The organism is Arthrobacter gengyunqii (assembly GCF_023022985.1).
Classification (GTDB): domain Bacteria; phylum Actinomycetota; class Actinomycetes; order Actinomycetales; family Micrococcaceae; genus Arthrobacter_B; species Arthrobacter_B gengyunqii.
Window position 1 is genome coordinate 1,653,585 of record NZ_CP095461.1, and the last position, 21,680, is coordinate 1,675,264.

At 63.4% G+C, this 21,680-nt stretch carries 20 protein-coding genes and 1 tRNA gene; 16 read left to right on the plus strand and 5 right to left on the minus strand.

The window, feature by feature from the left end; genetic code table 11:
• Complete coding sequence (locus tag MUG94_RS07550) at positions 1–606, minus strand: TetR family transcriptional regulator (protein ID WP_227889540.1); 606 nt, start codon at positions 604–606, stop codon at positions 1–3.
• Between the two features lie 216 nt (positions 607–822).
• Between MUG94_RS07550 and pyk the strand changes: the two genes are divergently transcribed.
• Both pyk and MUG94_RS07560 read left to right on the plus strand, forming a co-directional pair.
• Positions 823–2,334 carry a pyruvate kinase gene (gene pyk / locus MUG94_RS07555; protein WP_227908646.1) on the plus strand — a complete coding sequence of 504 codons (1,512 nt, stop codon included), beginning with the start codon at positions 823–825 and terminating at the stop codon, positions 2,332–2,334.
• A gap of 308 nt (positions 2,335–2,642) precedes the next feature.
• Entirely contained in the window at positions 2,643–3,032 is a 390-nt protein-coding gene (locus MUG94_RS07560; protein WP_227908648.1) for an SHOCT domain-containing protein, read from the plus strand.
• A 74-nt stretch (positions 3,033–3,106) separates the two neighbouring features.
• Here the strand turns inward: MUG94_RS07560 and MUG94_RS07565 are convergent, their stop codons facing one another.
• Positions 3,107–3,712, minus strand: a complete 606-nt coding sequence (locus tag MUG94_RS07565) for an ANTAR domain-containing response regulator (RefSeq protein WP_104054501.1) — start codon at positions 3,710–3,712, stop codon at positions 3,107–3,109.
• A gap of 129 nt (positions 3,713–3,841) precedes the next feature.
• Between MUG94_RS07565 and MUG94_RS07570 the strand changes: the two genes are divergently transcribed.
• Positions 3,842–3,926, plus strand: a tRNA-Leu gene (locus MUG94_RS07570).
• A gap of 115 nt (positions 3,927–4,041) precedes the next feature.
• On the opposite strand, the gene MUG94_RS07575 is transcribed toward MUG94_RS07570, so the two are convergent.
• Positions 4,042–4,788: a FadR/GntR family transcriptional regulator gene (locus MUG94_RS07575; RefSeq protein WP_227908651.1), complete on the minus strand. Its 747-nt coding sequence runs from the start codon at positions 4,786–4,788 to the stop codon at positions 4,042–4,044.
• 213 nt (positions 4,789–5,001) lie between these two features.
• On the opposite strand from MUG94_RS07575, the gene MUG94_RS07580 reads away from it, so the two are divergent.
• From MUG94_RS07580 to MUG94_RS07625, 10 genes are all read left to right on the plus strand, one after another.
• Positions 5,002–6,147, plus strand: coding sequence for an acetamidase/formamidase family protein (locus MUG94_RS07580; RefSeq protein ID WP_423724427.1), 1,146 nt, complete (start codon positions 5,002–5,004; stop codon positions 6,145–6,147).
• Between the two features lie 29 nt (positions 6,148–6,176).
• Positions 6,177–7,148 carry an ABC transporter substrate-binding protein gene (locus MUG94_RS07585; protein WP_227908655.1) on the plus strand — a complete coding sequence of 324 codons (972 nt, stop codon included), beginning with the start codon at positions 6,177–6,179 and terminating at the stop codon, positions 7,146–7,148.
• A complete protein-coding gene (locus tag MUG94_RS07590) occupies positions 7,145–8,098 on the plus strand; it encodes an ABC transporter permease (RefSeq protein ID WP_227908656.1) in 954 nt (317 codons plus the stop codon). Before MUG94_RS07585 ends, MUG94_RS07590 begins: the two co-directional genes overlap by 4 nt.
• A gap of 113 nt (positions 8,099–8,211) precedes the next feature.
• Complete coding sequence (locus MUG94_RS07595) at positions 8,212–8,925, plus strand: ABC transporter ATP-binding protein (RefSeq protein ID WP_227908657.1); 714 nt, start codon at positions 8,212–8,214, stop codon at positions 8,923–8,925.
• Between the two features lie 25 nt (positions 8,926–8,950).
• A complete protein-coding gene (locus MUG94_RS07600) occupies positions 8,951–10,606 on the plus strand; it encodes an AtzH-like domain-containing protein (protein ID WP_227908659.1) in 1,656 nt (551 codons plus the stop codon).
• Positions 10,607–10,756: 150 nt separating this feature from the next.
• The gene (gene iolC / locus MUG94_RS07605) at positions 10,757–11,749 is read left to right on the plus strand and encodes a 5-dehydro-2-deoxygluconokinase (RefSeq protein WP_227908661.1); all 993 of its coding nucleotides are present in this window, start codon (positions 10,757–10,759) and stop codon (positions 11,747–11,749) included.
• Positions 11,746–12,702, plus strand: a complete 957-nt coding sequence (locus tag MUG94_RS07610) for a Cgl0159 family (beta/alpha)8-fold protein (protein ID WP_227908663.1) — start codon at positions 11,746–11,748, stop codon at positions 12,700–12,702. The genes iolC and MUG94_RS07610 overlap by 4 nt, the downstream gene beginning before the upstream one ends.
• An 11-nt stretch (positions 12,703–12,713) precedes the next feature.
• Positions 12,714–14,678, plus strand: a complete 1,965-nt coding sequence (gene iolD / locus MUG94_RS07615) for a 3D-(3,5/4)-trihydroxycyclohexane-1,2-dione acylhydrolase (decyclizing) (RefSeq protein ID WP_227908781.1) — start codon at positions 12,714–12,716, stop codon at positions 14,676–14,678.
• On the plus strand, positions 14,671–15,585 hold the full coding sequence (locus MUG94_RS07620; RefSeq protein ID WP_227908665.1) for a sugar phosphate isomerase/epimerase family protein: 915 nt from the start codon (positions 14,671–14,673) through the stop codon (positions 15,583–15,585). The genes iolD and MUG94_RS07620 overlap by 8 nt, the downstream gene beginning before the upstream one ends.
• 53 nt (positions 15,586–15,638) lie before the next feature.
• The gene (locus MUG94_RS07625) at positions 15,639–16,655 is read left to right on the plus strand and encodes a Gfo/Idh/MocA family protein (protein WP_227908667.1); all 1,017 of its coding nucleotides are present in this window, start codon (positions 15,639–15,641) and stop codon (positions 16,653–16,655) included.
• A 70-nt stretch (positions 16,656–16,725) separates the two neighbouring features.
• On the opposite strand, the gene iolB is transcribed toward MUG94_RS07625, so the two are convergent.
• Positions 16,726–17,625 carry a 5-deoxy-glucuronate isomerase gene (iolB, locus tag MUG94_RS07630; protein ID WP_227908669.1) on the minus strand — a complete coding sequence of 300 codons (900 nt, stop codon included), beginning with the start codon at positions 17,623–17,625 and terminating at the stop codon, positions 16,726–16,728.
• Positions 17,626–17,653: 28 nt separating this feature from the next.
• Positions 17,654–18,394, minus strand: a complete 741-nt coding sequence (locus tag MUG94_RS07635) for a GntR family transcriptional regulator (RefSeq protein WP_227908670.1) — start codon at positions 18,392–18,394, stop codon at positions 17,654–17,656.
• Positions 18,395–18,714: 320 nt separating this feature from the next.
• Between MUG94_RS07635 and MUG94_RS07640 the strand changes: the two genes are divergently transcribed.
• From MUG94_RS07640 to MUG94_RS07650, 3 genes are read left to right on the plus strand one after another with little or no spacing between them, the layout of a single operon-like run.
• A complete protein-coding gene (locus tag MUG94_RS07640) occupies positions 18,715–19,674 on the plus strand; it encodes a substrate-binding domain-containing protein (RefSeq protein WP_227908783.1) in 960 nt (319 codons plus the stop codon).
• Positions 19,675–19,732: 58 nt separating this feature from the next.
• Complete coding sequence (locus MUG94_RS07645; RefSeq protein WP_227908671.1) at positions 19,733–20,782, plus strand: ABC transporter permease; 1,050 nt, start codon at positions 19,733–19,735, stop codon at positions 20,780–20,782.
• 15 nt (positions 20,783–20,797) lie between these two features.
• Entirely contained in the window at positions 20,798–21,679 is an 882-nt protein-coding gene (locus MUG94_RS07650) for an ATP-binding cassette domain-containing protein (protein WP_227908673.1), read from the plus strand.
• Position 21,680 lies beyond the last annotated feature (1 nt).

The window sequence follows — 21,680 nt, forward strand, 5'->3', positions numbered from 1 at the left end:
TCACCTGGCCTGGGGGAGGGCAGCCAGGGCGCGGACCGTCAGCGCCAGCAGATCCTCGTCATCCAGCCGCACCCATGATTCCAGTGCGACGGTGGCTGCTGCCCACATGACGGCCACTTCCACGCGGGCGCTCAATTCGTCCCTCCCGCCGAGCTGCCGAAGGTAGGCGGAGGTCATCTCGGCGAGGAGGGACTGGTTGTACTCGGCCGCACTTGCGCGCAGGACGCGGTCCTCGCGCATCAGCCGGCGAAGGGTGCGGTATTCGCCCCGCCTGGCTTCGTATTCCGTCGCCGCCTGCAGCAGGGACTGATGGAGGGCTTGGCGGGGCGGGGTGCTGCGGCTGCGGAACTCGAAATCCGCTTCCATGTTGTCCAGCGCGAGCCGCGTGTTGTGGAACAGTGCGGCGTCCTTGGTGTCGAAGTAGCGGAAGAAGGAACTGCGGGAAACTCCCGCCGCCTCCACGATTTGGTCCACGGTGACAGCCGCGAAGCCTCTTTCGGCGAACAGCTCCCATGCCGTTGCCACGAGGTGGGCCTGAACGAGGGCCTTCTTGCGCTCCCTCAGGCCGCGGGGCTCCGGCGAGTTCTCCGACAAGCTTTGCGACATGATGCTCCTGACAATGGCTGGCTGGTGATCCGGCCTTAAAGCCTACAAGGATGCCGGCAAAGAAGTTCCCCCGGGGCTGACAGCGGTCTGCCGGAGTGCCAGCGGGGAAAGCCAGCGGCAGCATGAGACAAGAAACACGGGCAACTGTATCCGAGGAGACAGGCCCAGCGGCTCTTCTCCATGCGTAATTCGCGCAGGACGACTAGGCTGGAAGCTATGAGACGTGCAAAAATTGTGGCCACATTCGGCCCAGCAATCGCCAGCTACGAAAACACCCTCGCGGTTCTGAGCGCAGGGGTGGACGTAGCCCGCATGAACATGAGCCACGGAGATCACGACGTACACAATTCCGTGTACGAGAACGTGCGCCGCGCTTCGGAGGAACTTGGCAAGCCGGTTGGCATCTTTGCCGACCTGCAGGGTCCCAAGATCCGCCTTGGCCGCTTCATGGATGGCCCGCATTACCTGAACAAGGGCGATGTCTTCACGATCACCATTGAAGATGTCCCGGGGACCAAGGAGATTGTCTCCACCACGCACAAGGGACTGCCGAACGACGTCAACGTGGGGGACACCCTGCTGATCGACGACGGCAAGGTTTCCGTCCGTGCCACCGCCGTGGATGACACAAAGGTGGTCACTGAAGTGACCGTTCCCGGCCCCGTGTCCAACAACAAGGGCCTGAATCTGCCGGGTGTGGCAGTGAGCGTGCCTGCCATGAGCGACAAAGATGAGGCAGACCTGCGCTGGGCCATCCGCCGCGGCGTGGACATGGTTGCCCTGTCCTTCGTCCGGAACGCCATTGACGTGCGCCGCGTCCACGAAATCATGGACGAGGAAGGCCGCCGGGTTCCGGTCATCGCCAAGATCGAGAAGCCCCAGGCCGTAGCTGCCATCGAGGAGATCATTGATGCGTTCGACGCCATCATGGTTGCCCGTGGCGATCTCGGCGTGGAACTTCCCCTCGAAGATGTTCCCCTGGTGCAGAAAAACGCCATTGAGCTGGCCCGCCGCTGGGCGAAGCCGGTCATCGTGGCCACCCAGGTGCTGGAATCCATGATCGACAGCCCCCGGCCCACCCGCGCCGAAGCCTCCGACTGCGCCAACGCCGTTCTCGACGGTGCCGACGCCGTGATGCTCTCGGGCGAAACCTCCGTGGGCAAGTACCCGATCGAGACCGTGACCACCATGGCACGCATCATCGAGTCCACCGAAGAGCACGGCCTGAACCGTGTACCGGCCCTGGGATCCAAGCCGCGCACCCGCGGTGGCGCCATCACGCGTGCCGCCGTCGAGATCGCCGACCAGCTGGATGCGAAGTTCGTGTGCACCTTCACCCAGTCGGGCGATTCGGCCCGCCGGCTTTCGCGGCTGCGCCCCAAGAAGCCGGTGCTGGCTTTCACCCCCGTGGAAGAGACCTACCGCTACATGAGCCTCTTCTGGGGTATCCAGCCGATGCTGGTGGAGTTCGCTGAGAACACCGACCAGATGACCGCCCAGGTGGACCGGACGCTGTTCGAGAATGACTTGGTGGATATCGACGACATCGTGGTGATCGCAGCCGGTTCGCCTCCCGGACAGGCAGGTTCCACCAACTCGATCAAGGTCCACAAGGCAGGGGACATTGCCGACGCAGGGCAGCGCCTCGAGGGCCAGATGCGGGTCAAGGAAAAGGTTGGCCCGTGGCCGATCAAGAACTCCAACAAGGGCAAGGCCAAGTCCATCTAACTCGGACTTCGCTTTCGTTCCATCAAGCTGCCCGGCCGGGTCCTCCGGCCGGGCAGCTTTTTACAAATTGCGTATCCAACAGCATCCATCCATATCCAGTTTTGCGGATATGCCGTCCTGGCACGAAAAACCCGCGTGCTCACCTTTCAACCTGACCCTGAACACGCGGTAACACCAAAAGAATCTCCGACACCGGGGGGACCTGCATTCTTTTCTCTGCAGCTGCGGCCTCATATCGTCCGTCGGGCATGGCCCTTCCTAAGCGCGCCGGGTGATGATTCTAAGTACGATCTGAGAGCGGAGAAGCCATGAGCTACTGGGATAATTTTTGGGACATCATTTGGTGGGTCTTCACCGTGACAGTCCTCTTTGCTTATCTGTTTACCCTCTTTGCGGTGATCAGCGACTTGTTTCGTGACCGCGGGCTGAGCGGCTGGGCCAAAGCTGTCTGGGTCATCTTTTTGGTATTGTTTCCGTTCCTCACGGTTCTCGTTTATCTGATCGCCCGTGGCAGGGGGATGAATGAACGGGCCAAGAGGGAGTCGCAGGAATTGCAGAAATCCACGGAGGAATACATCCGCCGGGTTGCCTCCAGCCCCAGCGACGAAATCTCCAAGGCCAAGGACCTGCTTGATGCCGGTGCCATCACCCCGGAGGAATTCGAAACCATCAAGGGTCGGGCGTTGGCAGCGGCCTGATGCAGAGCGCAAAAAACCCCGCCCGACGACGTCGGGCGGGGTTTTCTGCTGTGGCGCGTTTACCGGAGGAAGCCTTAGTTGACCTGGTTGATGATGGTCTCGGCGACTTCGCGCATGCTTAGCCGGCGGTCCATGGACGTCTTCTGGATCCAGCGGAACGCCTCGGGTTCCGTAAGGCCCATCTTGGTAGTCAGCAGCGACTTGGCGCGCTCCACCAGCTTGCGGGTGGCGAACTGCTCCTTGAGGTCGCTGACCTCTTCCTCGAGGGCCTTGATTTCCTCGTGGCGGGACAGCGCAATCTCGATCGCCGGAATTAGGTCAGCGGGGGTGAAGGGCTTGACGACGTAGGCCATGGCGCCTGCTTCGCGGGCGCGCTCCACAAGTTCCTTCTGGCTGAAGGCCGTCAGCAGGACCACCGGAGCGATGCGTGCTTTGACGATCTGCTCAGCTGCCGTGATGCCGTCCATGACGGGCATCTTGACGTCCATCAGGACCAGGTCGGGCTTCAGTTCCGTGGCGAGGGCAACAGCCTTCTCGCCGTTGTCGGCTTCGCCAACGACGTCGTACCCCTCGCCGGTGAGGATCTCCACGATATCGAGGCGGATCAACGTCTCGTCTTCGGCGACAATGACGCGCCGCGCCGGCGTGTTGGACGGGGCGGGCTCGGTGGACTCAGACACAGGTGCTCCTCAGGATGCGGTTGGACTGCCGTGTGCGAACTGACAGTTCACACAAATAGCCTATCCGCATGTAGAGTAGATTCGCGCCCAACACGGAATGTGAACTTTGTGATTCACACCGCAGGGCTGGCCCGAATGGCGGAATTGGCAGACGCGCTGCACTCAAAATGCAGTATCGAGAGGTGTGTGGGTTCGAGTCCCACTTCGGGCACCAAAGGAAAACGTCGAGACATCGTTCACGGATAGTCGCGGCATAGGTAACACCCCGGTCTTCGGACCGGGGTGTTTTCTTTTGCGCCGGACCGCTTGTTCTCTGCGGCGGCGTTCCATCATGGCGTGGCGATTCCAACAGGACCTTCTTTCCGCGACGCGCCGGGCGTCAGGTCTTCCTTCGCTCTCAGAGCCAGTGTGCTGACCTCGCGGAGATGCTCCTCCATGGCCTGTGCTGCCCCGGCCCCGTCCCTTGCAGCAACCGCTTCAAAGATTTTGCGGTGGCCCGCTATCGAGATCCTGCGCCCCTGTGCGTGTTCGTGCGACAGCCGCCGCAGGTCCTCCGTCCACCCACCGGTCATCGTGCAGAGCGTGACCAGGAGCGGATTCTGCGCGGCGTGGGCGAGCAGGGTGTGGAATCGCACGTCCAAGGCAATGGACTCGGGCGCGGACAGGTTTTCGTTACTGCGCAGCAGGACATCTTCGAGCGACAGAAGGTTGGAGTCCGCGGCTCGCAGCGCCGCCAGTTCGGCAATGCGGGGTTCCACGAGGTCGCGTAGTTCCAATGCATTTTCGAGTTCAGCATCCAACGGGCCAAATCGCTCATAGAGGTCGGAGACAACCTGCTGCTGCGCCATGACCACGCTGCCGCTGCCCTGGCGCCGTTCAATGAGGTTTTTCGATTCCAGTTCAAACATTGCCTGCCGCAGGGATGCCCTGGATACGCCCATTGACGCAGCCAGCTCCCTTTCCGGCGGCAGCTTGTCACCGGGCTGCAGCTCTCCGCCACTGATCAGATTCTCCAAATGGGCAGCCAATTCGGTGCTGATGCTACGTGACCGCCTCACCAGAGGGGGGATGTTCATTTTGTGACTCCGTCCTCTTTTGTCAGATCAATATGGACCAATGGACGGACCAATTACAAGGGATGGTGCCGTGCGTCGGTCTCATGTTTCCAGCTCGTAAAAGGGTCGTGACGCTTTGGTTTAACCGGAGAATACGGCGAATTCCTCACTTAAGCTCAAATTCATCAGTTGGTCAGACCAATTATTTTGGTTCATACCGTTCGCTTGGAGAGGATGCTCGTGCCCACCATCACCACCGCACAATTCCCGGTCCTGCAGCCGGACAGCGGCATCGTTTCGGGTGCCGCGTACCTTCCGGCATTGCCCGCAAATGTCCTGTGGGGCCGCCTGCCGTCCCGCGGAGATGCACCCGTTCTCACCGTTGCGCCCGGACAGACAATTGTTGTCGACACCATCAGCCACGAAGGAATGATGAGTGACCAGGGGAGCGATCCCATGGGGTACTTCCGGCACCACGGCGTCCCGGCTGAGCAGATCCTCAGCGACACCGTTGACGTGGCTGGCCGGGTAGCCCGCAGCGATGCAGACGGACCCCACATAGTTACCGGACCCATTGCGGTTGCCGGCGCCCTGCCGGGAGACCTGCTGGCAGTTCGGATCGACAAGCTGAGCATGCGCGTCCCGTACGGAGTCATTTCCACCCGCCACGCCAAGGGAGTGCTCAGCGGCGACAGCAGCATGGACGGCACCTACAGCCAGTTTTGTTCCGTCGAGGAACGGTCCGGCTCCTGGTGCGGCACCATGCCCCTGCACCCGGAAGCCGGTGCGGAGCGGGCCGCCTTTCCCCTGGCGCCATTTCTTGGAATCATGGGCGTCGCCGTTGACTCTGACATCCGCGCCCATTCAGTGCCCCCGGGCCTGCACGGCGGCAACATCGACATCAAGCTGCTGACAGAAGGTGCAACTCTCTACCTTCCGGTGCAGGTCCCGGAGGCGCTGTTCTATATCGGCGACCCGCACTACGCACAGGGAAATGGCGAAGTTGCCCTGACCGCCCTGGAAGCCCCCCTGCGCGCCACGCTGACGGTTCAGCTCGTTCCGGCCGCGGAGATCAGTTCCGTGCTCGGAGGCGTCGCCGGCCCGTTCGCCACCGCCGGAGACCTGCTCGTACCGACCGGTCTTGACGAGGATCTGAACGTGGCCCTCCGCCACTGCGTCACCAACGGGATAGAGCTGCTGACCGGACTGTTCGGGATGGAACGAAGACTCGCATACCTGTATCTCAGCGCTGCGGCAGACTTCCAGATCTCCCAAGCAGTGGACCAGGTACGGGGCGTTCACGGACAAATCAGGGTCTCAGACTTTCCCGCCCTGTCCCGCACCCCGCTGGGGAGAACCCTGCTGGGCCCACTCGCATGACACCCACGACACCCACCATAAGGAGCACCATGAAAACCATGAAAACGGGCATCATCGCCGGACTGTCAGTCAGCGCGATGGTGCTCCTGGCCGGTTGCACGGGCGAGACCCAGGCCGCCGCCGGGGATGACCGGATTGTAAAAGTCGCCACGCAGCGCCAGCCGCACCTTTTCGCCGCCTACGCCTATGAGCAGTTCGCCCCGGAAGGGGTGACTATCGAGGTTGTGCCAATGTCCAACTCAACCGATGAGAAGAACGCGCTCCTCTCCGGTGACGTCGACTTTGCCCTGCTGGGTGTGCCAACGATTATTGCCGGGGCGGCCCAGGGCGAGGAGATTGAATTGATCGCGTCCGGGGCCGACGGCGGCAGCGGCATTATCGGCAAGCCCGGGATCGCCTCAACCGCGGACCTTCGAGGAAAGAAAATCGGATACGTGCCCGGATCTTCTCAAGAGATTGTCCTGCGGCTGACCTTGAAAGCCGAAGGGATCGATCCAGACACCGATGTGGAAATGATCAACATCGGCTATGCGGAGATGGCCGATGCACTCAGCAGGGGTGACATCGATGCCTTCTCCGGCGCAGAAGTCGGCGCGTCCATCGCCAAACTGGCCGGCGCCGTCTCGGTGACGTCTCCGTATGAAACCGGAATCGGAAAGGTCAACATCGGGTTGGCCACCAACACCGGGGTGATGGACTCTGACGCCGAACTGGTTGAAGCGATGGTGGAAACCCACATCAAGGCAACCAACCACCTGCTCGATGACAAGCAGGCGTGGGTGGGCGGCGTGCAGAGCCAATTCACCTTCGACCAGGAGGTGCTGGACAGCGCTGTGGAGAACATCTGGCTCAGGTCATCCCTGGACGATGAGTACATCAGCCAGGTGGAGGAACTGGCCCGGCAAATGGTCGCCATCGGCAGCATCGATTCCGCACCAGTGATCACTGACTATCTCCACACCCAGTTCCTTGATGCTTCTGCAACAGCGGGTACCCCGTGACCGCGGCAACGTCAGGTCCGGCTGCGGCCGGCGGGACGATAGCTGCTTCGTATTCCCCGGCAGGGGATGGCCACGGCAGTGGCACGGCTGCCGTAGCCGTCAGTGCGGCACAGTCGGGCAGCCCGCGTCCCCGGCGCAACTGGTCAGTCCTGCGGCAGGTGCTCGTGGCCATGCCGGCACCGATATTGCTTGTCCTTCTGTGGGACCTGGGCGTACGCCAGGGCTGGACCCTGCCGCTGGACATCAGAATGGCACAGGTTCCATCACCCGGTGCCGTTGCCGTAAGGCTGGCCGATGTGGCGGTGGGCGGAATCATCAACGATCCCTTCAGCGGAGAGCTGCTCCGCCACACGCAGGCAAGCGTTGTCAGGGTCTTCTCTGGTTTTGGCCTCGCAATGCTGGTTGCGATTCCCCTGGGTGTCCTGATGGGACGTTCAAAGCTGATGTCGCAGCTGCTGGAACCGACGCTTAACCTGATCCGTCCCATTCCAGTTACGGCATGGGTTCCGCTGGCCTTGATCATTATCGGCATCGGTGACCGGTCCACCATCTTCTTGGTGTTTCTCTCAGCCGTGTTTCCGATCCTCCTGAACACCATCTCGGCCGTGCAGCATGTGCCTGTTCGGCTGCTGGAAGCTGCAGCAATGCTGGGAACACCAAAGGTGCAGGCTCTCTATAAGGTCGTCATCCCGGCGGCGGTGCCCGGGATGATCAGCGGCCTCAGGGTGGCGCTTGGTTTGGCCTGGGTGGTGCTGGTGGTCGGTGAGACGACGGGCATCACCGTGGGCCTGGGAGCAATGATCACCGAGGCAAAGGAAGTGTCAAAAACCGACCTTATTGTCGCGGGCATGGTCTTTATCGGCCTCCTGGGATTCCTCAGCGACCGCCTGCTGGTCGGACTGGTGAAAGCAGTGTCCCGCCGTCGGCCCATTCTCAACAACACTCCCTGACGAAAAGAAAGCCGAGCAACCCCATGCGCATTGAATCATTTCCACGAACCAGCCGCCCGGGATCGATCTCCATCCGAAATGTGGGCAAACGGTACGGTGATGGCCCTTACGCCATGAAAGGCACAGACCTGGACATCGAATCCGGACAGTTCATTGCGATAGTGGGTGCCAGCGGCTGCGGCAAGAGCACCCTCATGCGCCTCATTGCTGGATTCGAGCAGGTCACCGACGGCCTTATTCAAGTGGAAGGACGGCCGGTCACCGGACCGGGTCCGGACCGTGGCGTTGTCTTCCAAGACTATGGATTGTTCCCGTGGCTGACGGTCAAGGAGAACATTGCCTACGGCCCAAAACAACAGCACCATCCGTCATCGGTAGTGAAGGAACGCACCCGGGAGTTTACCGAAATGGTTGGCCTGTCCAGGGTTGCGGATTCTTTCCCGCATCAGCTTTCCGGAGGAATGCAGCAGCGTGTTGCCATTGCCCGGGTTTTGGCGAACCAGCCCTCGGTGCTGCTCATGGACGAACCATTTGGTGCGCTGGACGCGCTAACCCGGGAACAGCTCCAAAACGAGCTCTCCAGGATCCACCGCACGGTCGGCACAACCGTTGTCTTCATTACGCACAGTATCGAGGAAGCCGTGTATCTGGCAGACCGGGTGGTGGTCATGTCGGGGGGTTCATCTCACGGAATACCCGGGCACATTAAGAAAATCATCGACATTCCGATGTCCGGAGACCGCGACGTCACGTCGGCGGAATTCAATGACTATAAACGGGAAATCTCTCGGCTGGTGCATGAACAGACCACCGTCGCCGCAGCCTGACATTCCGAGGAGAGGAACCATTCCCATGACGGCATCCGCGCCCGCCACCCGCCCCTACACGCTCTCAGGTTCACCGGCCCCGGAAGAGTTGCTGCAAGCATTCGACGCTTATGAAACCGCGTTGATGGCCAATGATCTGGAGGTGCTTGACGAACTCTTCGCACCGGATAATCTGCTCGGACCCGGGGTACCAACCATCCGCGGCGACGCCGGAGGACTGCTCTTGGGCCACGATGCCATCCGTGACTTCCGCCTTTACCGGGGCGGAGCGCCGGCTCGCACGCTGGTGGACGTCACGGTGCAAATGGCGGATCCCCGCACGGCACTTATTGTCGCCGTCACAGAGGCCTGCGGAGGCGGGCGGGGGCAGCAGACGCAGCTGTGGCACCGTCGAGATGCGGGGTGGATGATTGTGGCGGCCCATGTTAGTTCTCCGGCCCTGCCCATCGACTCAACCATTTGGCGGACCGTTGGCACGCCACTGGTCCGCCCGACGGGCAGGGGACAGCTGGAGGGAATGACGGTGGCCGCGAAGGATCTGTTTGCCGTTGCCGGTCATCCCATCGGTGCCGGAAGCGAGGCTTGGGTCCGGGACGCAGCGCCTGAGCCCTGTTCGGCCGCTGCCGTCACCGTACTCACTGACGCCGGTGCATCGATCCGCGGCATAGCCCGCACGGACGAATTTGCCTACAGCCTGGCAGGTATGAACACCCACTACGGCACGCCGCCCAACCCGAAGGCACCCGGCCGCATCAGCGGAGGGTCCTCGTCCGGGTCCGCCAGCGCCGTTTCGACGGGGCAGGCCCATTTGGGGCTGGGAAGTGACACGGGCGGATCTATCCGGGTGCCGGCCTCCTATCAGGGGCTGTTCGGTATCAGGACGACGCACGGAGCGGTATCGCTGGACGGTGTAATGCCGCTCGCGCCGTCCTTTGACACGGTCGGGTGGATGACGCGCGATGCCGAGTCAATGGAAAAGGCTGGAAAGGTGTTGCTGCCTCCGGTGCCGGCCGACGCCGGAACTGCGTTGACCGGTGCGTTGAGCATGCCGTCACTCACCGCCGTCGCCGACCGGCCCACCCAAGAAGCGCTGGCCGCCATGCTGTCAGATTGGACGCACCTGGAGGATCGCGGAGTCCCGGTGCTGGAGGAATCCGCCTTTGATGCCCAGGTACTGCCGCGGTGGCTCAGCATCTTCCAAACCGTGCAAGGCTTTGAGGCGTGGCAGGCCCACGGCTCCTGGGTCAGCCGGAACATGGTGTCATTGGGTGCGGATGTTGCAGGGCGGTTCCGGACAGCATCCACGATATCCCGCGAACAATACCAACTGGCCCGCGCCGAAGCTGCGGCTGCAAAGCAGCAGATTCGCGAACTTGTGGGTACCCGGGTCCTGATCCTGCCCTCGGCGTCATCGGCCGCTCCGAAACTCAACACTGGGTCAAAACTCAAGGCTGAAGCCGGCGCCCCGTGTCCGCTCGAGAACCAGATCCAACAGGCGAGGACCGCCACCATGCAGCTGACCTGTCTGGCAGGGCTTGCAGGGTTGCCCGCCGTGAGCATGCCTCTTCGGACCGTCGACGGCCTGCCGCGGGGTGCCTGTCTTGTCGGGCCAGCGGGCAGCGACCTTGCCCTCCTGCGATTGGCCGTCCTGCTCAGCGAATTGGGACTCCTTGCACGGTGACTGCTGCGGATAGGAGCAGTCGTATCCTCCGGAACGCAAAAAAGTTTGACAGGACAAAGTCCCGAGGGCAGAGTGTGGGTGTGGCGTCGGTCACATCCATAGCCAGATCGGGCGGTGCTCCCCGCCTAGACAGGAAGGCCGGCGGATACAGTGCCTCACGAAGTGCTCACCATCGGACGGATCAGCGTTGATATCTACCCGCAGGACATTGGGGTGGATCTGGCGGATGTCACCTCCTTTGCCAAGTACCTTGGCGGTTCACCATCCAATGTTGCGGTCGCTGCGGCCCGGCACGGGCGCAGGGCTGCCGTCATCACCCGGACCGGCGCCGATCCTTTCGGTAAGTATCTGCACGGGGAACTGTTGAAGTTCGGCGTTGATGACACGTACGTCACTGCCGTTCCGGAGCTGCAAACCCCCGTGACTTTCTGCGCGATCATGCCGCCGGAGAACTTTCCCCTATATTTCTACGGCCGGTTTCCTACGGCGCCTGATTTGCAGATCACGGCCGAAGAAGTGGATACGGGCATCGTACGGGACGCGGGTATCTTTTGGTCCACGGTTACAGGGCTGTGCCAGGAACCCAGTCGGGCGGCACATTTGGCCGCGCACCGAGCCCGGCCAAGGGAAGCGCTGGGACCGGAACAACACACGGTACTGGATCTGGACTACCGACCGATGTTCTGGTCCTCCGAGGATGAAGCCCGAGAACAGATCATCCGCATCCTGCCGTATGTCACCGTTGCGGTGGGCAATACCAAGGAATGCTCGGTTGCGGTGGGCGAAGGAACACCCGATGAGCAGGCTGACAGCCTGCTGGCTGAAGGCGTTGCGTTGGCGGTGGTCAAACTGGGTGCGGACGGTGTCTTGGCAAAGACCCCAACGGAGCGCGTGGTTTCCCCGCCCGTTCCTATGGAGACAGTAAACGGGCTTGGCGCCGGGGACGCCTTCGGCGGCGCATTGTGCCACGGCCTGCTGGCGGGGTGGCCCCTGGCCGCAGTGCTTGAGTACGCCAACGCGTCAGGTGCTCTGGTGGCGTCGCGGATTTCCTGCGCGGATGCCATGCCCACGCCCACCGAAGTTCTCGAGCTTTTGACCGAACGCGGCCGGATGCTGCCTGAACTCCTGGAGGCATCCACGTGAATGGCTTCGATGACAACCCGCGACGCTACGAGCACCTGACGCGCCTCAGGCTGGAGGACCCCGCGGCCCTCAGTCGTGCGGCTGCCGAACGTCTGCCCCATCCGGGACCGCAGCTGGGGAAACAGAACTTCATCGTTGCCGCCGACCATCCTGCCCGCGGTGCCCTCGCAGTAGGTAAGCGATCCATGGCGATGGCAGACCGCCATGACCTCCTAGACCGGCTGCAGTCCGCTTTGGCCCATCCGGCAGTTGACGGTGTGCTGGCCACTCCCGACATCATGGATGACCTGCTCCTGCTGGGTGCTTTGGACGGGAAACTGCTGTTCGGCTCCATGAACCGGGGCGGGCTGGCTGGTTCCGTGAATGAACCGGATGACCGCTTCACGGGCCACACCGCCGCCGCGCTGCAGGCGCTGGGCGCCACCGGGGGCAAAATGCTGGTCCGCATCTGCCTGGGTGACCCTGCAACGGTGAGCACGCTGGAATCAACAGCGAAAACCATCGACAGTCTCGCGGAGCGGCGGCTGGTGGCGATGGTGGAACCGTTCATGTCCGTGTGGGATCACGGCCGCCTGCGCAACGACCTGACCGCGGACGCCGTCATCACCTCCATTGCCATCGCCTCGGGACTGGGTTCCACCAGCGCTTATACCTGGCTGAAACTGCCCGTGGTCCCGGAGATGGAACGGGTTCTGGCCGCCACCACCATGCCTGCCGTCCTGCTGGGCGGAGACCCGTCCGGGTCTCCGCAGGACACCTTCGACCGCTGGCAGGCGGCCTTGAAACTGCCCGGCGTCCAAGGCCTGACAGTGGGCCGGACCCTGCTGTACCCCAAGAGCGGAGACGTGCATGAGGCCGTGGCCGCGGCGGCGTCGCTGCTGAACAACCATCCTGACCCGAGCAGTCACCCCGACCGGTACACCGGCCCCGAACAGGAAGTGCCCGCACCATGAAAACGCACCGCATGACCGTGGCCCAGGCAGTGGTCGAATTCCTGGGCAAACAGTACGTTGTGGACAGCATCGGGGGTGTGGACCACCGCGAGCGCCTGATCCCGGGCATGTTCGGCATCTTCGGCCACGGCAACGTTGCCGGGGTGGGCCAGGCACTGAAACAGGCACAGGTGCGGGACCCGGCGCTGATGCCGTACTACCAGGGCCGCAACGAGCAGGCGATGGTGCACCAGGCCGTGGGGTACACCCGGCACACCCGGCGGCGGGCCACCTACGCCGTGACCAGCTCCATTGGGCCGGGGGCCACCAACATGCTCACCGGAGCGGCCGTGGCCACCACCAACCGGCTCCCCGTGCTGCTCCTCCCGGCAGACACCTTCGCCACCCGGGCCGCGGATCCCGTGCTCCAGCAACTGGAGCGCCCCGACGCCTATGACATCACCGTCAATGACGCCTTCCGCCCGCTGTCCCGGTACTTTGACCGGGTGGTCCGGCCGGAACAGCTCTACTCAGCCTTCCTCAACGGCCTGCGGATCCTGACGGATCCTGCCGACACCGGCGCTGTCACTATTTCGCTGCCCCAGGATGTCCAGGCCGAGGCACTGGACGTTCCCGCAGAATTCCTCGCGGAGCGGGAATGGCGGATCCGCCGCCCTGAGCCCGACGAGGACGACATTCGTCGCGCCGCCCAGCGGATCCGCTCAGCCCGGCGCCCGCTGATCATCGCGGGAGGCGGAGTGCTGTACGCGTTCGCCACTGCTCAACTGGCACGGCTGGCCGACCTCACAGGCATACCGGTTGCCTACACCCAGGCCGGCGCCGGATCGCTGCCCTGGGACGCTCCGTACTGCCTGGGAGCGGTGGGTTCCACCGGCACGACGGCGGCCAACGCCGTCGCACGCGACGCGGACCTGATCATTGGCATCGGCACCCGCTACGAGGACTTCACCACGGCCTCGCGCACGGCTTTTCAAAATCCGGATGTGTCGTTCGTGAACATCAACGTGGCACCGCTGGATGCTTACAAGCAGGGCACCGCCCTGCCAATCGTCGCCGATGCCCGCAAGGCGCTGCTTCGCCTGACGGAGGCCTTGTCCGGCTACCGCATCGGCGCGGACCTGGAACAGCTGGTGGCAACCGAAAAAGAGCGCTGGAACGCCACTGTGGATGAAGCATTCACCACACGGCACGCCCCGTTGCCCAGCCAAAACGAAATCATCGGCGCCGTTCGCCGCGCTACCGATGCACGCGACGTCGTCGTCTGTGCTGCCGGATCCCTGCCCGGCGACCTGCACAAAATGTGGCGCGTTGCCGACCCCTTCGGTTATCACGTGGAATACGCCTTCTCGACCATGGGCTATGAGATACCCGGCGGACTGGGAGTAAAGCGCGCCGCCATTGACGAGGCGCGGCGTGCCGGGAACGGCGAGTCCCCGCGCGACGTCGTCGTCATGGTCGGTGACGGCTCCTACCTGATGATGCACACCGAACTAGTCACGGCCGTCGCTGAGGGCATCAAGCTCATAACCGTCCTGATCCAGAACCACGGATACGCCTCCATTGGGGCGCTCTCCGAGTCGCTCGGCTCGCAGCGGTTCGGTACCAGTTACCGGACGCTGGATCCAGCGCACCATACCTTCGACGACGGCGAGGTGCTGCCCGTCGATCTTGCGGCAAATGCCCGATCGCTGGGCGTCCGGGTGATCCGGGTGGAGCCCGGTGACAATGCGGTGGCCGATCTGGAGACTGCCGTGGCCAAAGCCAAGGCCGAACCCGAGGGCAGCGGGCCGGTGCTGATCCACGTCGAGTCCGACCCGCTGATCGATGCTCCCGATTCCGAATCCTGGTGGGACGTCCCCGTCGCCGGTGCCTCCGAACTGGAGTCCACCCGGGATGCCCGGCGCACCTATCTCCGGCACAAGGCCGCCCAGAAACCGCTGATCGGCAACCCCAGGACAGGACCGGCACATGACTGAGAACAAGCTCATCATCGGAACCGCTCCGGATTCCTGGGGCGTCTGGTTTGCCCGGGATCCCCGGCAGGCCCCGTGGCAGCGTTTCCTGGATGAAGCGGCCGAAGCCGGTTACCGGTGGATTGAACTGGGACCGTACGGCTATCTGCCCGCCGACCCCGTGCGGCTGGCCGATGAACTGGCGCAGCGCGGCCTGCAGGTCTCCGCCGGAACCGTCTTCACGGCCTTTCACCGCGGCGCCGATCAGTGGGAGCAGGCGTGGGAACCGGCTCGCCGCGTCGCCGAACTCACGGCAGCCATGGGCGGGCGGCACCTGGTGGTGATTCCGGCGATGTGGCGCGACGACGTTACCGGCGAAGCGATCGAGAGTTCCGACCTTTCGCCGGAACAGCTCCAGGACCTGTTTCTCGGCCACAACCGGCTGGGAAAGGTGCTGGCCGAAGATTACGGCCTGCAGCAGCAGTTCCACCCACACGCCGACTCGCACGTATGTGCGCAGCCGGACATTGAACGCTTCCTGCAGGAAACCGATCCCGCACTGGTGTCCCTGTGCCTGGACACCGGGCACGCGCAGTACGGAGATGCGGACAGCGTGGAGCTGATGGCGAACTATCCGGAGCGCATCGGCTACCTGCACCTGAAACAGGTGGATCCTCAGGTCCTGGACAGGGTCCGCCGGGAGAACCTGACCTGGGCGGCGGCAAACCTGGCCGGGGTCATGAGTGAACCACCGGGGGGACTGCCCGATCTGTCCCTGGTCATCGCGGCGGCCGAGGAGCTGAACCGGCCGCTGTTCGGGATCGTGGAGCAGGACATGTACCCGGTGGCCAATCTGGATGTACCCCTGCCGATCGCCCGCCGGACCCGCAACTACCTGCTTTCCTGCGGTTCCCGCACCCGAGTTTCCTAGCTTCGCCTTTCCCAACTTCCGCAACCAGCTCCGCATTGCTTAAGGAGGCTCCTATGAGCCGGAATCTCAGCGTTGCCGTCATCGGCGCAGGACGCATGGGCGTTGACCACATTCAACGCCTGGCTCGGCGCACCCATGGGGCGGAGGTGAGCGCCGTCGTCGACATCGATGCTGACCGGGCAGCCGCCGCAGCCGCCGGTATTCCCGGTGCCGTTGCCCTGACCGACATCCGCGCTGCGCTTGAGGACCCGCGCACGGATGCTGTGCTGATCGCAACGCCAGGCTTTCTGCATGAGGACGCACTGCACGCCGCGCTCGCCCGGGACATCCCCATCCTCTGCGAGAAACCGCTGACCCCGGATTCGGCGTCAGCATGGCGGGTGCTGCAGGCGGAGGAAAAGCTGGGCCGGAAACGAATCCAGGTGGGCTTCATGCGCCGCTATGACGCCGAGTATGCGCATCTGGCCGAGCTGATCCGCAGCGGGGAGCTGGGCGAGTTGCTGATGCTGCACCATCAGCACCGCAACCCCGCCACGCCGCCCGGGTTCACCAACGAAATGCTGATCAACGACTCCGTGGTGCACGAGTTTGACGCAGTTCGGTTCTTTAGCGCGGACGAGATTACGTCGGTGCAGGTGCGCAGCGGCAAGAGCACCAGCAGCGCTCCGGCGGGTATGAAGGACCCGCAGCAGGTGATGATGGAAACCACGTCGGGCGTGCTGGCCGACGTGGAGATCTATGTCAATGCCCAGTACGGCTACGAGGTGGGCACCCAGGCGGTGTTCGAGCAGGGAGTGGTGCGGATTGGAAACGACACCGGCCCGTACCTGAGCACCCGGGGCCGTTGGGGCGGCATGGTTTTGCCGGGGTTTGCGGAGCGGTTCAGCACCGCCTACGACCGCGAAATCCAGGCCTGGGTGGACGCTGCGCTGCAGGGGGACATCGGCGGGCCGAGTGCCTGGGACGGATATGCCGCGGCGGCATGCTGCGAAGCCGGCGTCGAAGCGCAGAAAACCGGCCGGACGGTCGCCGTTGAGCTTCACGAACAGCCGCTGCTGTACCAGGACTGATCACGGCGCCGGTGCGTTGCCAGTTGAAAAGGAGTGCGGACAACGACGATTGCCCTGGGACCAACGCCGTTCAGGAGCTGAACGGGAGCCGCGGGTCCATGGCCTGTCCGTCCCATGTTTTCCGGATCCAGCCGTGGTGCGGATCGTCGCTGATCAGCCACTCCCGCACCCGGCCCGGCCCGGCCATGATGTTGAGGTAGTAGAGGTCGTACCCCGGCGCCGCCATGGCCGGACCGTGCCAGCCGTAGGGGACGAGCACAACATCGCCGCTGCGGACCTCGGCCTTGACATCGATGGGTCTTTCATCGGACGCGTAGACGCGCGCATAGCCCACCGCGTCAACGTTGTCCGGAACGGGTGAACCCGCGGCAGGCCGCGTTTCAAAGTAGTAAATCTCCTCCAGCGAATTCTCCCCGTCCTTCTCCTCGTCATGCTTGTGCGGGGGATATGAGGACCAGTTGCCGGCAGGGGTGAGGACTTCGCAGACAATGAAGCGGTCCGCTTCAAGAGCGGCCGGCGTGCCGAAGTTGTGCACCTGACGGGAGCAGCTGCCCGATCCCCGCAGCTCCACCGGTGTTTCCCCGGCAGTCACCAGCCGGACCGGATACCTTTCCTGCGCCGGGGCGAGCGCCACGGCCACCCGCCCGCCGTTTTCGGAGGACACCGTCAACGGCGTCCGCACCCCCGAATAGAGCACATCGGTGGCACCGGCAAAAACCGAGCTTCTGCCCCGCAGCGGATACTCGGTTCCATCAGCGAGGACCGTAAAGGCTCCCACAAGCGGGATGACCAACCGCTCTTCATTCTCCGCCGGCAGCGACACGGACTCCCCGGGCGCCAGTTCCGTGACCTTGATCCCGGTGTATGCCCACCCCGGAATCCTGGCGGCGCTGTCGGTTGCCCCCAGCGAAACCTGCCACCCGCCGTCGTTGGCGGAACCAACCGGATAAACCCAAGGTGTGTGCGACATTCGAATCTCTTTTCCGGGGCGCGTGCCTCTAGCGTTGAACCAGAGTCATCTCGAAACTGTAGGAATCGGCACGATACACATGGCGTCCGGTTTCCACATTGCGTCCGGCATCATCCACCGCCGTGCGCTCCATGGTCACCAGTGCGGCACCGGGCTCCGTGTCCAGCAGCTTCGCCTGACGTGAGTCGGCAACCGTGGCCCCGATGCGCTGGGTGGCCAGCCGAAAGTTCACTCCGGCATCCCGCAGCAGCTGGTAGAGCCCCTGCCCCCGGAGCGCCCGCTCGGTGAGTTCGGTGATGTCATCGCGCACCCAGTTCTCCATCAGGGCCAGCGGCTTGCCGCCGACGGTGCGCAGCCGGGTGAAATGGTAGGTCCGGACATCCGCCGGCAGCTCCAGGGTTGCAGCGATTGCCGGGCCTGCCGGACCATGCCGGAAGTCGAGGACCTGGGTCGCGGGCTTTTGGTCCGATCCCTGCAGATCGTCGAACAGGCTGGTCAGCTCCAAATGCCGGCGCACCTGATTGGACACCACCTGGGTGCCCACGCCGCGTTTGCGGACCAGCAGTCCGGCGCGGACCAGCTCGTCCATCGCCTTGCGCATGGTGGGTCGGGAAAGGTTGAGCTTGCCGGCCAGCTCGATTTCCGTGTCCAGCCGGGAACCGAATTCCAGGACGCCGGTGCGGATCGCCGCTTCAATGCCCTGGACCACCTGATGGTAGAGAGGTACGGAGGAGGACCTGTCAATTGGAATATGAAGCTCCGCACCCATTGCTGCACCTCGGCGCTTCCCCGGCCAGAGCCGCATCATGTTAGGACAAAAGCATATTCCCGACGAGTGTAACAGTGGTCACCTCGATGCAACCCGAGCCCCGGTACTTCAGATCCGTCGCTGACAGGAGCGGGCTGGGAAAGAAGTAAATGTCCTGACAAATGATTGACATGGTCATGCTTGTCGATATATTGGACTCCGAAGTGCCGAAGCGGGGGAGGCCCCTCCGGCTGCAGGCTTGCCGGTTACCGGGCCGGGCCACGAAGACAAAGGAGACACTCGTGTCACATCAACTTTCCCTGCGCACACTGGCAGCATCGATGCTGCTGGTTCCCGCGCTGGCACTGGCAGGGTGCTCCAGCTCAGGCGGGCGAACTCCCGAAGCGGACAGCGGCAACGGCGGAGGCGACGTCGCCGGAACCGACCGCATCAAAGTTGCCCTGATCACCCATGCCGGTCCAGGCGACACGTTCTGGGACATCGTGCGAAAGGGGGCCGAGGAAGCATCGCAGAAGGACAATGTAGAACTTCTGTACAGCTCGGATCCTGAAGGCGGCCGGCAGGCCCAGCTCATCGAGCAGGCCGTGGAGCAGGGTGTGGACGGAATTGCCGTCACCCTGGCCAAGCCCGACGCCGTGGCCTCGGCCCTGAAAAAGGCGGAAGCCGCGGGGATTCCAGTGGTGAGCCTGAATTCCGGAGAAGACCGGTCCGCCGAACTCGGCGCTTTTACCCACTTCGGTTCCAATGAGCAGCTTGCCGGAGAAGCGGTGGGACAGCAGCTGGCGTCGGACGGGTACGTGCATCCGATCTGCGTGATTCACGAGCAGGGCAACGTGGGACATGAAAGCCGCTGTGCAGGCGTGAAGACCAAGGTGCCGGGCACTGAAATCCTGTACGTCCAGGGAACCGACATGACACAGGTTGAGTCCACCGTGACAGCCAAGCTGCAGGCCACGAAGGATGCCGACGTCGTCGTGGGCCTGGGCGCGCCGTATACGCTCACCATCCTGAAATCCGTGGAGACTTCCGGCAGCGAGGCCAAGGTGGCCTCCTTCGACCTTAACCCCGACCTTGCCGAGCGCATCGTTGACGGGGAAATCATCTTCACCGTTGACCAGCAGCCCTGGCTGCAGGGCTACGGGGCGGTTGACGCACTGTGGCAGAACGCCCGCGGAGGATTCGAGCTCGGCGGCGGCCAGCCGGTGCTCACCGGACCCACGATCATCGATTCCTCGAACGCCGAGCAGGTCGCAGCCTTCGCCGCAGACGGCATCCGCTGATGCGCCGATCCGGCCCGGCGCCGGCTGCGGCCCCCGGAGATGATGAAAGTGAATTCGAATGACGGCTGATACAGTCACCCCCGCCGCACCGGCAGAAGACGAGCGGGTTGCCTCCAAGAGCAGAATGGCCAAGCTGCTGGGACGCCCGGAAATCGGTGCGCTGGTGGGCGCCATTGCCCTGTTCGCCTTCTTCTCCGTGGTTGCGCCGGTGTTCCTGCAGCCCGGCTCCATCGCCACCGTCCTGTACGGCGCCTCCACCATCGGCATCATGGCGGTGGGCGTCTCGCTGCTGATGATCGGCGGCGAGTTTGACCTGTCCACCGGTGTGGCCGTTATCAGTTCGGCCCTGATGGCATCGCTCTTCAGCTGGTACTTCTCCATGAACGTGTGGGTGGGGGTGGCACTTGCTCTGGTGATGTCACTGACCGTCGGTTTCATCAACGGGTGGATCCTGGTCAAAACCAAGCTCCCGTCCTTCATCGTCACCCTCGCAACGTTCCTGATGCTCACCGGCCTCAACCTGGGCCTGACCCGGGCCATCGGCGGAAGCGTTTCCTCCCCGTCCATCTCCACCATGGACGGCTTCGACTCGGCCAAGGCAGTGTTCGCTTCCTCCGTCACTCTGGGCGGCGTGGAGGTTCGGATTACCGTCTTCATCTGGATTGCCCTGGTTGCCGCGGCGTCCTGGATCCTGCTGCGCACCCGTGTGGGCAACTGGATCTTCGCGTCCGGCGGTGACGCCTACGCCGCGCGCGCCGTCGGTGTTCCCGTGGTGAAGACCAAGATCGGGCTCTTCATGGGTGTTGGCTTCTGCGCCTGGATCCTGGGGATGCACAACCTGTTTGCGTTTTCGATCGTGCAGTCCGGTGAAGGCATCGGCAACGAATTCCTCTACATCATTGCTGCCGTGATCGGCGGATGCCTCCTGACCGGCGGCTACGGATCCGCCATTGGCGGCGCCATCGGAGCGTTTATTTTCGGCATGGCCAACAAGGGCATCGTGTACGCGGAATGGAATCCGGACTGGTTCAAGTTCTTCCTGGGCCTCATGCTGCTGCTGGCCACCATGGTGAACATGGTGGTTAAGCGCCGGGCCGAACAAAGCTAGGAACGGAGACAACACATGGACAGCAGGAAAAACCAGGCCGACGGCGGTGGGGACGCAGCATCTCCGTCGCCCCTGCTGCGGCTCGACAAGGTGGGCAAGCACTACGGCAACATCATTGCCCTGCACGACGTCACCATGGACGTGGACGCCGGAAAGGTCACCTGCGTGCTTGGCGACAACGGCGCGGGCAAGTCCACCCTGATCAAAATCATTGCCGGACTGCATCCGCACGATGAAGGAACGTTCACCGCGCTGGGCGAGGAACGACGGTTCACCTCTCCGCGCTCCGCGCTGGATCTGGGCATTGCCGCCGTCTACCAGGACCTGGCCGTGGTCTCCCTGATGCCGATCTGGCGCAACTTCTTCCTCGGGTCGGAGCTGACCACCGGCTCCGGACCGTTCAAACGGCTCGATGTTGCCAAGATGAAGGAGATCACCAAAAAGGAACTGCAGGAGATGGGCATTGACCTGCGGGACGTGGAGCAGCCCGTGGGCCAGTTGTCCGGCGGCGAGCGCCAGTGCGTGGCCATCGCCCGTGCCGTGTATTTCGGGGCGAAGGTGCTCATCCTCGACGAACCGACGGCAGCCCTGGGCGTCAAGCAGTCCGGGGTGGTCCTGCGTTACATCCTGCAGGCACGGGACCGCGGACTCGGCGTCATCTTCATTACCCACAACCCGCACCATGCCTATCCCGTGGGAGACCGCTTCCTGTTGCTCAAGCGCGGCAAGTCGATTGGCTATTACGCCAAGATGGACGTCACCCTGGACCAGCTGACCGCCCAGATGGCCGGCGGGGAGGAGCTCGAAGAACTGGCTCAGGAGCTGGAGGCGCTGGGCAGCCACCGCGACGTCGTTGCCGAGGTGGAAGCCGAAGTCGGCGGACCGCTGCGCAACTGAT